General features: G+C 64.0%; 8 protein-coding genes. 5 read left to right on the top strand and 3 right to left on the bottom strand.

Features of this window, described 5'->3' with window-relative positions; all coding sequences use genetic code 11:
- The coding region (locus BFP90_RS04935; protein ID WP_176718013.1) for an FtsX-like permease family protein at positions 1-954 on the bottom strand (954 nt) is incomplete at its 3' end.
- Position 955: 1 nt separating this feature from the next.
- A complete protein-coding gene (locus tag BFP90_RS04930) occupies positions 956-1624 on the bottom strand; it encodes an ABC transporter ATP-binding protein (protein ID WP_057721635.1) in 669 nt (222 codons plus the stop codon).
- Positions 1625-1904: 280 nt separating this feature from the next.
- On the opposite strand from BFP90_RS04930, the gene BFP90_RS04925 reads away from it, so the two are divergent.
- The 3 genes from BFP90_RS04925 (at position 1905) to BFP90_RS04915 (ending at position 5965) form a co-directional block, all read left to right on the top strand.
- Positions 1905-2582, top strand: coding sequence for a lipopolysaccharide core heptose(II)-phosphate phosphatase PmrG (locus BFP90_RS04925; RefSeq protein WP_065896125.1), 678 nt, complete (start codon positions 1905-1907; stop codon positions 2580-2582).
- 188 nt (positions 2583-2770) lie between these two features.
- The gene (arnT, locus tag BFP90_RS04920; protein ID WP_065896124.1) at positions 2771-4426 is read left to right on the top strand and encodes a lipid IV(A) 4-amino-4-deoxy-L-arabinosyltransferase; all 1656 of its coding nucleotides are present in this window, start codon (positions 2771-2773) and stop codon (positions 4424-4426) included.
- 21 nt (positions 4427-4447) lie between these two features.
- Positions 4448-5965, top strand: coding sequence for an ArnT family glycosyltransferase (locus tag BFP90_RS04915; RefSeq protein ID WP_065896123.1), 1518 nt, complete (start codon positions 4448-4450; stop codon positions 5963-5965).
- Between the two features lie 325 nt (positions 5966-6290).
- Here the strand turns inward: BFP90_RS04915 and BFP90_RS04910 are convergent, their stop codons facing one another.
- Entirely contained in the window at positions 6291-12563 is a 6273-nt protein-coding gene (locus tag BFP90_RS04910) for a non-ribosomal peptide synthetase (protein ID WP_065896122.1), read from the bottom strand.
- A gap of 490 nt (positions 12564-13053) precedes the next feature.
- On the opposite strand from BFP90_RS04910, the gene BFP90_RS04905 reads away from it, so the two are divergent.
- Positions 13054-13848 carry a helix-turn-helix transcriptional regulator gene (locus tag BFP90_RS04905; protein ID WP_065892412.1) on the top strand — a complete coding sequence of 265 codons (795 nt, stop codon included), beginning with the start codon at positions 13054-13056 and terminating at the stop codon, positions 13846-13848.
- A partial coding sequence (locus BFP90_RS04900; RefSeq protein WP_176718012.1) for a TolC family protein occupies positions 13848-14427 on the top strand: 580 nt, incomplete at its 3' end. The genes BFP90_RS04905 and BFP90_RS04900, both read left to right, overlap by 1 nt.

Genomic DNA, 14427 nt, shown 5'->3' with positions numbered 1-14427 from the left:
CGCCACATCCGGCAGCAAAAGACTGGCGAGCAGGTATCCGCTGGCAACGCCGAGTACGCCGCCCAGCAGCGCCAGGAATCCCAGCTCCACGCCCAGGCTCAGGATCAGCAGGCGTGCGCTGACCCCGCAGGCACGCAAGGTGCGCAGCAGGCCCCGGCGCTGCTCCAGGGCCAGGCCGATGGCCGCATGCACGATAAACAGCCCCACCACAAAGGACAAAAAGCCCAGGGCGTCGAGGTTCAGGTGAAAGCTTTCGGTGAGGCGCGAAAGGTTGTTGTCGTCGCCCTGCTTGAGTTGCAGCCCGGCAGGTGGTGTGGGATGACGGGCGGCGAAGGTGTTGTCCAGCAGCAGACGCGACAGCCGGCCCTGCATGTCGAGCAACGGTTGGGCGAAACCGATATCGGTGAGCAGCATGCCGGGGGCCATGTCCGGCTGCACTTGCAGCGGCGGCAGGCGTTGCCCGTTGGCCGTCAGCGGTTGCTCGCCTTCCTGCAGGCCGAGCGCCTGCAAGGTTTGCGCGGCAATCCAGGTGCGCCCCGGCGCGTCGAAAAACGCCAGTATCTGCGCCTGGCTCAAGCGTTGCCCCGCCACGCTGCCGCTGCCGGGCAACGACACCGGCTCGATGCCCATCAATTGCAGACGCTGCTCTTCATGCCCCTTGAGCACCACCCGCCCCTGCACCACCGGTGACACCGGCCACCCGGCACGGCGCAGTTCGGCGAACACGGCTTGCGCGAATCCGGCACCGTCCGGCGCACTCAGGCTGGCTTGCGGTTCGCCGCCGATCAATTGGCTGGCCCGCGCGTAGCCGTCCCGCGCCTGGCTGTTGAGGGCCTGCACCCCGGTCAATAACGCGGTGGCCAGCCACAGGCCGGTCAGCACGCTGAAAAACTGCACCGGGTGGCGCCGCCAATGGCTCAACAGCGCACGCAGCGCCCAGTAGAACACTGCCATCTCAGCGCGGCTCCATCGGCACGACGCGGCCGTGATGCAACACCACCTGCTGATCCAGGCGTGCGGCCAGGCGCGGGCTGTGCGTGACCATCAACAGGCTGGTAGGGCTGTCGCGCAACAGGTCGAGCAGCAGTTGCAGCACCTCATCGCTGGTGGTTTCGTCAAGATTGCCGGTGGGCTCATCGGCCAACAACAAGCCGGGGCGCGACGCCAGTGCACGCCCCACCGCCACCCGCTGTTGCTGGCCGCCGGAGAGCTGTTCCGGGTAACGCTTGAGCAAATCGCCCAGGCCCAGGCGCTCCACCAACTGCGCCTGCCACTGCGCATCGAACCGCCCGGCCAGGCGCGCCTGAAACGCCAGGTTGTCCTCCACACGCAAACTGCCGATCAGGTTGAACTGCTGGAACACCAGGCCGATTTCGGTGCGCCGCCACTGGGCCAGTTGCCCTTCGTTGAGGCGATCCAGGCGCTGGTCGCCGATCAGAATGCTGCCGCCATCCACCCGATCCAGCCCGGCCACCAGGTGCAGCAACGTGCTTTTGCCGCTGCCCGACTCGCCCATCAGCGCCAGGCTGCTGCGCGCCCCCAGGTGCAGGTCGACACCCGCAAGAACTGTCAGCGGGCCTTGGGGGGTGGCGTAATTTTTAACAACACCTTCTACCTGCAACATACGAACGCTCGGGTTAAGGACTGCAAACGAGAATAACGGCTGATGGACGTTCCCACGCAATTTTTTCACATTGATTTCACCGCCTGCCCACTCCGAACACTTTAAATTCCCCACCCTCGCAGCACTAACAGACAACTTTAAAGTTGCCCCACGCGTTGCTTCTTAATACCCATATGTTCAGCTGAAAGACAGCAGCCTTGTGACAGGCTTTTGCTCCACCAGGAACATCTGCCGTATGAGTTGCGCCGGTCTTTTAACAACAAAACAATTACGTGTACCTATGGTGAACAGCGTGGCAGACATTACCCTGACCAAACCCCGAAGGGCGAGGTTACAGCGCCTGAGAAAATTCCGCGTGCCGGTGGCGGGCGTCATCGTATTCGCCCTGCTGCTGAGCGCTTTTTTATTCTGGCCAAGGTCACCGCAGGATCTGGGCACAGGCAACCGCCTGGTCACTTCCGGGGTGCTGGCCGGTTGGCGCAACGGCGACCTGATCGTGCTGGTGCGGCATGAAGAGCGTTGTGATCGCTCGGACAATCCCTGCTACGGACCCACCGACGGCCTGACGGTCAATGGCACGCAACGCGCGGCCGCCCTGGGCAGAGCCTTTCAAACACTGGGCATGGAGCGCACCGACGTGCTCAGCAGCCCCACCACGCGCACCGCGCAAACGTCGTTGTTCATGTTCGGCAAGACCGAGCTGTCCCCCGGCCCCCTCGCCATCTGCGGTGACGCCATGGGCGAAGAAGCCCTCAGCCATAAACAGGCGGGGCGCAACCTGATGCTGATCACCCACAGCGCCTGCATGAGTGACTTGCAGGAGGCCCTCGGCTATCCCCATGCACGGGCTGCCGAGTACGGCAGCGCCGTGTTCGTGCAGGTATTGCCCGACGGCAAACTCAAAGCCATCGGCACTATGAAAAGTCAGGAATGGGCGGCCGCACTGAAACAACTTTAAATACACTTTTTTACATATTGCCGAGTAGTGCGTTCAGCAAAACGACAGCCCGCGTCTGGCATTTTAAGCGCGCCTGTTAGTTCAGGACGCCCTAACTTTTCTGATGAATCAGTGATTATCTTAATGTTCGACGCCGTTGATTATTCAAACTTCGCGCCTGCCCCTGAATATCAAGCAGCGAGGTGTTCATGACCCGATTGAAGCCCTTGCCGGTGCTGGTGCTTGGCCTGGTGATTTTCCTGGTGCTGCCGTTGGGTTTGCACGGTTTGTGGACCCCGGATGAAACCCGCTACGCCCAGGTCAGCCAGGAAATGCTCATAAGCGGCAACTGGGTAGCACCGCACTTCATGGGGGTGCGTTATTTCGAGAAACCGGCTGCGGGCTATTGGCTGATCGCCCTGGGCCAGGCCGTGTTTGGCGAGAACCTGTTCGGCGTGCGTATCGCCTCTGTCCTGACCTCGGCGTTGAGCGTGCTGCTGGCCTACCTGATGGCCCGCCGCCTGTGGAACGACCCGCGCAAAAGCTTTGCCTGCGCGTTGCTCTACATGAGTTTTGGCCTGGTGGCCGGGCAAGCCGGGTATTCCAACCTCGATCCGCAATTCACGTTCTGGGTCAACCTGAGCCTGGTCGCCCTCTGGTTTGCGCTCGACGGCACCACGCCGCGCGCGCGCCTGGGAGCCTGGGCCATACTGGGACTGGCCTGCGGCGTGGGCTTCATGACCAAGGGCTTTCTGGCGTGGCTGTTGCCGGTGCTGATCGCCCTGCCTTATATGATCTGGCAGCGCCGCGTCGGCGAGCTGCTGCGCTACGGCCCGTTGGCGATCCTGGTCGCGGTGCTGGTCTGCCTGCCGTGGGCGCTGGCGATCCATGGGCGCGAACCGGATTACTGGCGTTTCTTCTTCTGGCATGAACACATCCGCCGTTTCGCCTCGGACACTGCACAGCATGTGCGGCCAGGGTGGTTTTTCCTGCCGATCATGGTGGTGGCGTGCCTGCCCTGGTCCGGTCTGCTGCCCGCCACCCTGCTCAACGCCTGGAAACACAGGCGCGAGCCGGCCATAGCCTTTCTGGCCCTGTGGCTGTTGCTGCCCCTGGGCTTCTTCAGCCTGAGCAGCGGCAAGCTGCCCACCTACATCATGCCGTGCCTGTTACCCCTGGCGTTGCTGATGGGCCATGCCTTGATCGACCTGCTCAACCAGCGCAAAACCCGTGCGATCTTCATCAACGGCACGCTCAATTTCATCCTCGGCATGACGGCCATGGTGGCGCTGATTTACCTGCAGATCGCCAACCCGATCTACAGCAACAGCCACGCCGAAATGTTCAACCTGTCCCTGGCCTTTATCGTGCTGCTCGGCTGGATCCTGGCCAACCTGCTGCAAGCGATGCGCCCGTTGACGTTATGGGCGATGCCGGCCCTGGGTATCGGCCTGCTGGTGGCGCTGCTGCCGGCGAGCATGCCGCAGATCATTGCGGATAATGAAATGCCCGACCCGTTCGTGCTTGAGCATCTGGATGAACTGCAACACACCCGTGCTCTGCTGAGCAATGAACTGGGTTCGGCGGCGGCCCTGGCCTGGCGCCTGCGCCGGCCGCAGGTGGCGTTCTACAACACTGCGGGGGAACTGCGCTACGGCCTGGATTACCCGGATACGCAACAGCGCAAGGTCACCCTGGACAGCGTTCAGTCCTGGTTGAAGGATGCTCGAACGCAGGGTTCGGTTGGCGTGCTGATGCGCGTCAAGAACACCAGCGAACACCTTGAAGAAGGCCAACTGCCGAGCGGTGGCAAGCGCTACCGCAAGGGCAACCTGGTACTGACGATTTACCCTCAACAACCTTGATCACCCTCACAGGAAAAGCCCATGCGCTTGTGCAAAACCGAACGCGGCGCCCTCATTTTATTGCTCGGCGTCTCGGCCTTGCTCCTGCTGCTGGGCCTGGGCAGTCGCGACCTGTGGGGGCCGGAAACGCGCTGGGCGAACATCGCCCTGCAGATGCTGCAAAGCGGTGACTACTTCGATCCGTACCTGAAGGGCGCGCCCTATTACGACAAACCCCTGCCCTCCTACTGGCTGATCACCGGTCTGGCCAACATCATGGGCGGCCTGGGTCCCTGGTCACTGCGCCTGTCATCGGTGATCGCGGCCTGGCTGAGCATCTGGCTGGTGTACCTGATCGGCGAACAGCTGTTTCGCAAAGGCACCGGACTGATCGCGGGCTGGATGCTTGCCACCACCTTCTACTTCCTGTTCTGGGCCCGGGTGGCCACCGCCGATGTGCTGACCGTGTGCGGCGTGCTGGCGGCAGTCTGGTGGTATTGGCGCGGGCCGGACGACACCCGGCTTGGGCGCTATACCGTGTTCTTCCTGTTGCTGGCGGCAACGTCGCTGTTCAAAGGCTTGATCGGGTTCGTGCTGCCGGGGCTGGTGCTGCTGCCGCATCTGCTCAGCCAGCAGCGCTACAAACGCCATCTCAACCCGAGGCTGGTACTGGCGCTGCTGATCGCCGGCGCGTTCTATGCGATTCCTTTCGTACTGTCCCATCTCTACGGCGCCCCCACCTACGGCGAGAGCGGCCTGCAACTGGTGTTTCGCGAAAACGTGGTGCGTTTCTTCGACCCCTTCGACCATATGGGCCCGATCTACACCTACCTGATCTACCTGCCGGCCTACACCCTGCCGTGGGCACCGTGCTGGGTGCTCGGCGCATGGCTCGCCATCCGTCACTGGCGCCATACACCGCCCAACGTGCGCTGGCTGGTGTGGGGCCTGGGCCTGTTGTTCGTCTTCTTCACCGCCAGCGGCAGCCGACGCAGCTACTACGTACTGCCCCTGGTGCCATTTGCCCAACTGCTCGGCGCCTGGTGGCTGAGCGAACGCCTGCACCAGCAACCGGCCCGGTGGCCGCGCTGGCAAAAAGGCTTCGGTATCGCCGCAGGCCTGCTGCTGTTGGTGCTGGGTGTGATCTACCCCTGGAGCACCGGCAACGGCGGCGTCACTCGCTTTGCCGAGGATGTAAAAGCCCAGGCCGTGAAAAGCGCACCCTGGAACCAATGGCAACTGGTGCTGGTGGAAGTGGACAACAAGTTGCCGATGTACCTGCAAAACGGCGGCAAGCCGTTCTACTACGTCAGCGAAAACCAAGACTTCCCGCGCCAGGGCGACAGCGCCGCGTTCATGGCCTGGCTGGAAAAAACCAGCGGCCAGGGGTTCGATCCGCAACACACGATTATCGTTGCGCAGTACTCCAGGCAAGACCCCCAGCCGTTGGCATTTTTGGCGGCTGATCATCAAGTGGTCACGACGCAGCCGGACAATGGCGAGCGGTTATTCAAGAGTCGATCGGGGGGGAGCGTGGCGTTTATTCCCGACGGGCATTGAGTGGAAGGGGGCAAGCCCCAATGCCAGTCACTCAAGGCTTTTTGTAGGAGCGAGCTTGCTCGCGAAAAACGTCAACGATAACGCGTGCTTTCTGAATGAGCGCGGTGCCTGTGAGTTTTTCGCGAGCAAGCTCGCTCCTACAGACGGCGCTTTCAGTGCCTGGATTCGGCGGCGGTGGTTGAGATGCAAGGCTGACGGCGTTCAGCGGTGGGGCAGGCAACACCGTTAAATGTGGGAGGGGGCTTGCCCCCGATGGCGGTGGGTCAGCTGATACATCCACTGCTGACACTCCTTCATCGGGAGCAAGCCACCTCCCTCAGTGTGCCTAGATTCGGCGGCGGCGGTTGAGTTGGGGGATGGCGGTTTGCGCCACTTCCACCGGCGGCGCTTGCGGCAGCGTGCGCGCCGCCAGTTGCGCCAGTGTCGGCTGGCTGAACAGCGTCCGTGCATCCACCTCCAGCCCGGCCTTGCGCAGGCGGGCCACCAGGTTGACTGCCAGCAACGAATGCCCGCCCAGTTCAAAGAAGTGGTCGTGCCGCCCTACCCGTTCCAGTTTCAGCACCTGCGCCCAGATGGTGGCCATCAGGTTTTCCACCTCGCCCTGAGGCGCTTCATAGGCGCGGCTGATCACCGCTTCCAGCCCCGGCTCCGGCAAGGCCTTGCGGTCGAGTTTGCCGGCGGGGTTGAGCGGCAGGCTCTCGAGTTGCACGAAGGCGGCCGGCACCATGTATTCAGGCAGCTGTTCCAGCACATGGGCGCGCAACGCGTCCAGCCCGGGGGCCTGCTCGCGCAGGGTGAAGTAGGCCACCAGGCGCTCGTCGCGAATCAGCACCGCCACTTCGCGCAAGGCCGGATGAGCGGCCAGGCGCGCTTCGATCTCGCCCAGCTCCAGGCGCACGCCGCGCAGTTTGACCTGGAAGTCATTGCGCCCGAGGAATTCCAGGTTGCCGTCCGGCAGGTAGCGCACCAGGTCGCCGGTGCGATAGAGCCGGTCGCCGGCGACGAAGGGGCTGTCGATGAAGCGTTCGGCAGTCATCTCGGCCAGGCCCAGGTACCCACGGGCAACCCCGACGCCGCCAATGTGCAGTTGGCCGCTGATGCCCATCGGCACCGGTCTGTCGTGGTCATCCAGTACATACAGGCGGGTGTTGTCGATCGCCCGGCCGATCGGCAGTTGCAGCGCGGGCACCGGCGCGCCCGGTTCCAGGGTCCACGCACTGCTGTCCACCGTGGCTTCGGTGGGCCCATACACGTTATGCAAGCGCACGCCAGGCAAGCGCGCCTGCACCCCGCGCGCCAGGGCCTCGGTCAGCTCGCCACCGCCGCACAGTACGTCGGTCAGGCTGGTGCACAGGGCTGACGCTTCCAATTCGAGAAACTGCTGCAACATCGCCGGTACGAACTTGATCACGCTGATGCGCTGCTCGCGGATTACCTGCGCCAGGTACGCCGGCTCGCGATGCCCGTCGGGTCGCGCCAGCACCAGGCGCATGCCCTGGGTCAGCGGCCAGAACAGCTCCCACACCGAGCCGTCGAAGCTGAACGGCGCGCGTTGCAGCAAGGCACCACCCGCGGTCGGCGGGCACAGCCGGGAGCCCCAGTGCATGAGGTTGCCCAGGCCGCGATGCTCGATCATCACGCCCTTGGGGGTGCCGGTGGAGCCGGAGGTGTACATCACGTAGGCCAGGTGGTCGACCGTCAAACCCGGCACCACGGGGTTGTCGGCCGGTGCCTGGTGCCAGCTGCAGTGGTCGAAATCGATCACCGGCACCGCCACATCCTGCACACAATCACGGGTGGCGGCCTGGAGCAGCAGCGCCACCGGTTGGCTGTCTTGCAGCATGTAGGCCAGGCGTTCGCGGGGATAGCCTGGGTCCAACGGCACATACGCGCCACCGGCCTTGAGAATCCCCAGCAACCCCACCACCAGGTCCAGCCCGCGTTCGACGCACAGCGCCACCCGCGAATCGGGCTTTACACCCTGCTCGCGCAGGTGAAAGGCCAGCTGATTGGCGCGTTGGTTGAGTTCGCGATAGGTCAGTTGCTGCGTGCCTGCCTGCACCGCAACGGCATCCGGCAGTTGCCGCGCCTGGGCCTCGAACAGCGCTTGCACGGTGAGGGTTTCGGGATAGGCGGTGACGGTGGCGTTGAAGTCCACCAGCAGCTGTTGCAACTCGCTGGAGGGCAGTACCTGCACATCGCGCACAGGAGTCGCCGGCGCCTGTTCCAACGCCTCGACCAGAGCGCCAAGCGCGGTGGCGAGGTAACCCAGCACACGCTCGGCCCCCACTGTACGCGGCGCCTTGGCCTTGAGCCGAAAGCCGCTAGCGATGTCGTCCACCGTGAGCATCAGCGGATAACTGAGGATGTCCTCGCTGCTGAGCAAGGCGATGCCCGGCACCAGGTTCAACGCCGGCTCGGCGCTGGTGTGACGATAATTGAGCAGGCTGTTGAACAGCGGCGCGGCGCGGCTGCAACGCTGGGCCAGGGCCAACGAGGCTTGCTCATGCACGAGCAAGGCACTCAATTGCTGATGGGTGTCGGTCAATGCGTCTGCCACGCTTTGCCCGGCCAGGCGCACGCGCAGCGGCAAGGTGTTGATAAACATGCCCAGGGCACGATCCGCGCCCTCGCCCGCTTGCAGGCGACCGAGCAACACCGTGCCGAACACCACATCTTCGCGGCCGGCCACGCGGCTGAGCACCTGCGCCCACGCGAGGTGAAACAGGCTGGCGGCACTGACCCCAACCGCGCGAGCCTGGGCACGCAGGCGTTGGTTGAGTGAAGCATCGAGCGCCTGCACGCACTCTTCGATTTCAGCCCGATCCGCCTGGCGCTCCTGCAAGCCGAAGGCCAGCGTCGGTTCATCCACGTCCGCCAGGCGCTCACGAAAGAACGCCTCGTGGGCCGCTTGCCGCTGTGCTGAACGGGTCTGCGCGACCACGTTGCGGTACGGCACCGGCATCGGCAACTGCGCCTGTTGACCGAGCAGATGGGCACGAATTTCGTCCACCAGCACGGTGGTCGAGGTGGCGTCGTTGACCAAGTGGTGGAAGCGCAGCCTGGCCACCCAGCGCTGCTGGTGCGGTTCTTCGGCGTAATCCAGGGCCATCAGCGGCGCGTGGCGCAGGTCCAGCGACCGGGCGGGGTCACGCAGCGGTTCGAACGGCAACTGCGCGTGCCGCCACACCACCTGCATCGGCTGTTCAAGGGCATCCCACACCAGGCTGGTGCGCAGGATGTCGTGACGGTCGATCACCTGTTGCAGCGCCTGGGCAAACGCGTCCAACTGCTCGCGGCGCGCAAAACTGAACATCGCATGCTGCTGGTAGGGATCGCGCTCATCGGTGATGTGGTGATAGAGCAAGCCTTCCTGCAACGGCGCCAGCGGGTAGATCTCCTGCACATTGCCGGCGCCACCGGGGATGCCGGCGACGATGCGGTCCAGGCTGGGCTGGTCGAGGTCGGCCAGGGCAAGCATGTCCGCCGTAATCTGCGTGCAACCGGCCGGGATGCGATTGGCCGGCACCGCCACTTCGCCGCCGTCACTGGCCGCCGCCAACGCGGCCAGGGTGGGCTGGCCGAACAACACCTGCACATCGGCCTGCAGGCCCGCCTCGCGCATGCGCTGCACCAGCTGCACCGCCAGCAGCGAGTGCCCGCCCAGTTCGAAGAAATGGTCATGCCTGCCGACCTGTTGCACCTGCAGCAACTCGGCCCAGATCTGCGCCAGGGTGGTCTCGACGCCCTCGCGAGGCGCCTCATAGCGGCGGGTGACAAAGGCCGCCTGGGTCGGCGCCGGCAACGCCTTGCGGTCGAGCTTGCCATTGGCGGTCAGGGGCAACGCGTCAAGATGAACGTAGGCCGCCGGCAGCATGTAATCTGGCAGCGAGACGTGCAGATGGGCGCGAAGGGTTTCGATCTCCACCGGGTGATGCGCGATGAACCAGGCCAGCAATTGCCCTTCGCGATATTCCACCACGGCGGTCTTGATCGACGGATGCGTCGCCAGGGCCGCTTCGATTTCCCCCAGTTCGATACGCACACCCCGAATCTTCACCTGGTCGTCATTGCGCCCCAGGTATTCCAGGCTGCCGTCCGGCAGCCAGCGCGCCAGGTCACCGCTGCGGTACATACGGCCGCCGCTGAAGGGGTCGTCGAGAAAGCGTTCGGCCGTCAATTCAGGACGGTTCAGGTAGCCGCGCGCCACGCCTTGGCCACCGACATACAGCTCCCCCACGACGCCAACCGGCACCGGCCGTTGTTGCGCGTCCAGCAGGTAGATAAGGGCATTGGTAATGGGCGCGCCGATGTGCAGCGGCTGGCCGGCGTCAACGCGCCCGGAGGTGGCGACCACGGTGGCTTCGGTCGGGCCGTAGTTGTTGATGACGTCGAAGCGTTGCGCGCGGTTGAACCCGCGCAGGCGGTCGCCGCCGATCAGCAAGGTGCGCAAGGTGGGGTGCGCCAGGTTCTGGCTGAACGCGTATTCGGCCACCGGCGTGGGCAGGAAACACACGTCCAATGGCTGGGCGCGCCACCACTGGAGCAGCGCATCGATATCTTCCGCGCCGTCATGGGCGGGCGGCAGGTGCAGGGTCGCGCCGACGCACAGCGCCGGCCAGACTTCCCAGGCCATCGCATCGAAACCAAAACCGGCGACACTGGCGGTATGGCTGCCCGCGTGCAGGTCGAAGGCCTGGCAATGCCAGTCCACCAGGTTGGACACGCTGTGGTGCTCGACCATTACGCCCTTGGGCAAGCCCGTGGAGCCGGAGGTGTAAATCACATAGGCAAGGTGGGCCGGAGTCACTGCGACCTGGGGGTTGCCGTCGGCGCCGGGGTCGCTGGAGGCGTCCAGCGCAAGCACCGGCACACCCAGGGCCGGCAGGCGATGCAGCAGGTCGCGCTGGGTCAGCACCGCCACGGGCGCGCTGTCGTGCAGCAGATAATTCAAGCGTTCGGCGGGATGGGCCGGGTCTATCGGCACATAGCAGGCGCCGGCCTTGAGCACCGCCAGCAACCCGGCCAGGGTCTCCAGGCCGCGTCGCGCCAGCACCGCGACGCGGTCATCCGGCTGCACGCCGTGGGCCAACAGTTGGTGGGCCAGCGCATTGGCCTGCCGGTTGAGTTGCGCGTACGTCAGTTGCCGTGCCTGGTACACCGCCGCAACCGCGTGCGGCGTGCGCTCGGCGTGAGCCTCGACACGCCCATGCAGGGTCTGCGGCGCGGTGTTGGGTTGCGCGGTGGCATTCCATTGCTGCAACCGGGCCTGGTCCTGAGGCGTCAGCAACGCAAATTGGCCCACCGTCAGCGTCGTGTCTGCCAGGCCCTGCTCCAGCAAGCCGGTGAGGCGCTCTGCCAAGGCCTGCATGTCGCCCTGCTCGAAGTACGCCTCGTTATAGACGCAATGCAGGCACGCCGTGTCCTGGTAGCGGTTGCTGCGCAAGTGAATCGCCAGCGGCAGCGGCTCATGGTGGTTGGACACCTTGACCGCACGGGCCTGCACCTGACCGTAGAGCAGGTCATGGTCGTCCTGCTCGAACGACACCGACAGGTCGAACAACTGTCCGCGATCCGTACGCCGCAGGCCCAGTTCGCGGTTCATCTCACTGAGGGGGAAGCGCTGGTGGCGCATGTCCTGCTTGAGCTGATCGCGCACACCGCGCACCAGTTCAGCGAAACTCAAGGCTTCGCTGAACTGCAACCGCACCGCGCTGACCTGGGCGAACAAGCCGACCGTGGCGCGAAAGCGCGCGTTGGAGCGGTTGAGCATCGGCAGGCCCACCACCCATTCATCGCGCTGGCCGGTACGGGTGAAATACACGTACAGCGCCGCCAGCAACACATGGAACGCCGAAGCCTGGTAGCGGCTGGCCACGTGTTCCATGCGCTTGAGCAGCGCCACCGGGAAGGGTTGCACGCACGTGTTGCTCGCGGCCTTGGCGGTGTGCCTTGGCGTGAGCAGCGGCTCGGGCAGCACCTGGTATTTGTCCAGCCAATAGTCGCGATCGCGCGCGTAGCGGGCCGATTGCCGGTAGCGCTGGTCAGTGTCGATGTAGTCGATATACGACGGCGCCACCCCCTCCGGTTGCCGGCCGTGCTGCACGGCGGTGTACAGCTGGGCAAGGGATTGCAGCATCTGGCCGAACCCCCAGCCGTCGAGGATCAGGTGGTGGGCCTGGGTGCCAAGGCGGTAATGATCGTCGTCGAGCTTGATCAGGAAAAAACCAAACAACGGTTCGCCGCTCATGGCGTAGGGCCGGGCCATTTGCGTCTGGATCAAGGACTGGGCGGCGGCCTCGGGGTCGGGCAAGCCGCAGAAGTCGTACTGCGGTACTTCCACCGTCCATTCGGCGGCGAAGGTTTGCCGGGGCAAGCCATCGGCGCCGCTGTGCAGTTGGGTGCGCAATGCGTCGTGCCGGGCCACCAGCAACTCGATCGCACGCTGGATCAATGCGGGTGCGACGGCGCCGGCCAGATCAACGTAACCGCCGATGTTGTACAACGGCGAGTGACCCACGCGCAGTTGGTCAAGCCAGATGTCGTGTTGCGCGGCGGTAAGGGGGAAGCTGGCCGGCGGGCTGGAAAGTTGCGTCATAAGATCCTTCTCATGGGGGGTCAGGCACTGGCCGCGCAGGGTCGCCCATTACCACGAATTGAGCGGATTTGAGCATGGTCAAGCACAGGCGCCTGACACCCTAAACCCGGACATCCAAACGGATCGACAAGGGCTTGTCTGAGGGTTCATTGCTGAAACGATGAAAGCCATGTAGGAGATTGGCTATATCTGTCCGACGTTTAATTTGAAAAGTATTTTTTAATTTGTGTATTTTATTTATTTATCAGCATGTTAAGTATCTTTAAAGGTTCGCCCTTCCTTTTCGTCTGCTGAATTATCTGTAAGAAACGTCGAATTAATGACGCGGATTTTATGGCAGCTTGTGTCCCTCGTTTCTGCTACATACGTAGGACAAATCGCTATGGCTAAATGAAATCTCGAACGCCGAGTTACGTTCAAGCAGTACGGAGCGCCCCGAACAGACCCAGGGCCTCCGTTGACGGTTTTCGACATCAAGGATGAGATGGCTATGAGTCTGACCCCTAGTATTACCGACACCCAGAACCCACAGTTCTACGCCGAAATGGGCAAGCTCATTTCCAGCAGTGGCCAGGCCAATTTCGCCGCGAACATGCTGCACCTGGTGGACAAATGGATACCGGTTCATCTGGTGGACCTCAGCGAATGGAGCCTCGATGAGCTGCGCGACAGGGTGCTGGATATCAAGCTGCTGGGCAGTGCCGGGCTGAACGAAGACCTGCCCGCGCCCCAGACACTGCACTCGCTTGACGACCATCCGCTGCTGCGCCAGATGCTGCGCATGCAGGACCCGCTGCTGATCCAGATGAAAGCCAAGGCCGACAGCGCGCACCCGCGCGGCAGTTCGCACCAGTGCAACCTGGTCTCGCGCCAGGGCCATCGGCGCTGTGTGATTTCGTTCTACCGCCCGCCTGCCGAGCGCGGGTTTTCCCTGGCGCAGCTGTCGTTTCTCAAGTGCCTGTCCGAAACCTTGCTGCCGTTGATGGAGCGCCACGTGCAGATCCTGCGCCAGGCGCCGCACACCGAGGCGGAGCCTGGGCCCATCGGGCTGGAGCAGTCGCAATTGCAGCGTGAGTTCTACAAGCGCCTGGCGCTGAGCGACATCACCCTCTCGGCCCGCGAGCAGGAAGTTTGCCTGGGCCTGTTGACCGGCGGCACCGTGCCGCAGATCGCGGAAAAACTCAGTGTGAAAAACAGCTCGATTGAAACCTACCTCAAGCGCGCCGCCGCCAAGCTCGGCGTGAGTGGCCGACACGGCCTGGCCAAATGGATGGTGGGCGCCTGATGCAAAAATTCACCCTTGCCGCCGTTGGCGCAGCCTGGATGCTCGGCGGGTGTTCGCTGATCCCCGAGTATCAGCGCCCCGACGCGCCCGTGCCGACCCACTACCCCCAGGACGGGGTGTACCGCCAGGCGCAGGCCGGCACACTGCCCGGCACCGTGGACTGGCGCCACCTGTTCCACGACCCGGCGCTGGCGCCGTTGATCGACGCTGCATTGGCCAACAACCGCGACCTGCGGGTAGCCGCACTGAATGTGCAGGCCTTCCAGGCGCAGTACCGCATTCAGCGCGCCGACCTGTTCCCGGCGGTGTCGGCCACGGCCGCCGGCAAGCGTCAGAAATTGCCGGCGGGCGTGACCGGCACCGGCCAGTCGGCGATCACCTCCAACTACTCCGCCACTCTGGGCCTGAGTGCCTATGAACTCGACCTGTTCGGCCGCGTCCGCAGCCTCAGCGAACAGGCCATGCTGACTTACCTGGGCACCGAACAAGCGCGGCGCAGCGCACAGTTGAGCCTGGTGGCCAACGTCGCCAACGCCTACCTGACCTGGCGTGCCGACCAGGAGTTGCTGGCCCTGGCCG

Origin of the sequence: Pseudomonas sp. 24 E 13, assembly GCF_900004715.1 — a bacterium.
In the GTDB taxonomy this organism is placed as follows: domain Bacteria; phylum Pseudomonadota; class Gammaproteobacteria; order Pseudomonadales; family Pseudomonadaceae; genus Aquipseudomonas; species Aquipseudomonas orientalis_A.
The sequence above is the reverse complement of the archived record's forward strand: the minus strand, read 5'-3'. Positions and strand labels throughout refer to the sequence as shown.

Excerpts from the sequence above, each read along its gene's own strand:
- BFP90_RS04930 (WP_057721635.1), bottom strand. The coding sequence starts at position 1,624 with ATGTTGCAGGTAGAAGGTGTTGTTAAAAATTACGCCACCCCCCAAGGC.
- BFP90_RS04925 (WP_065896125.1), top strand. The coding sequence starts at position 1,905 with ATGGTGAACAGCGTGGCAGACATTACCCTGACCAAACCCCGAAGGGCG.
- arnT (WP_065896124.1), top strand. The coding sequence starts at position 2,771 with ATGACCCGATTGAAGCCCTTGCCGGTGCTGGTGCTTGGCCTGGTGATT.
- BFP90_RS04915 (WP_065896123.1), top strand. The coding sequence starts at position 4,448 with ATGCGCTTGTGCAAAACCGAACGCGGCGCCCTCATTTTATTGCTCGGC.
- BFP90_RS04910 (WP_065896122.1), bottom strand. The coding sequence starts at position 12,563 with ATGACGCAACTTTCCAGCCCGCCGGCCAGCTTCCCCCTTACCGCCGCG.
- BFP90_RS04905 (WP_065892412.1), top strand. The coding sequence starts at position 13,054 with ATGAGTCTGACCCCTAGTATTACCGACACCCAGAACCCACAGTTCTAC.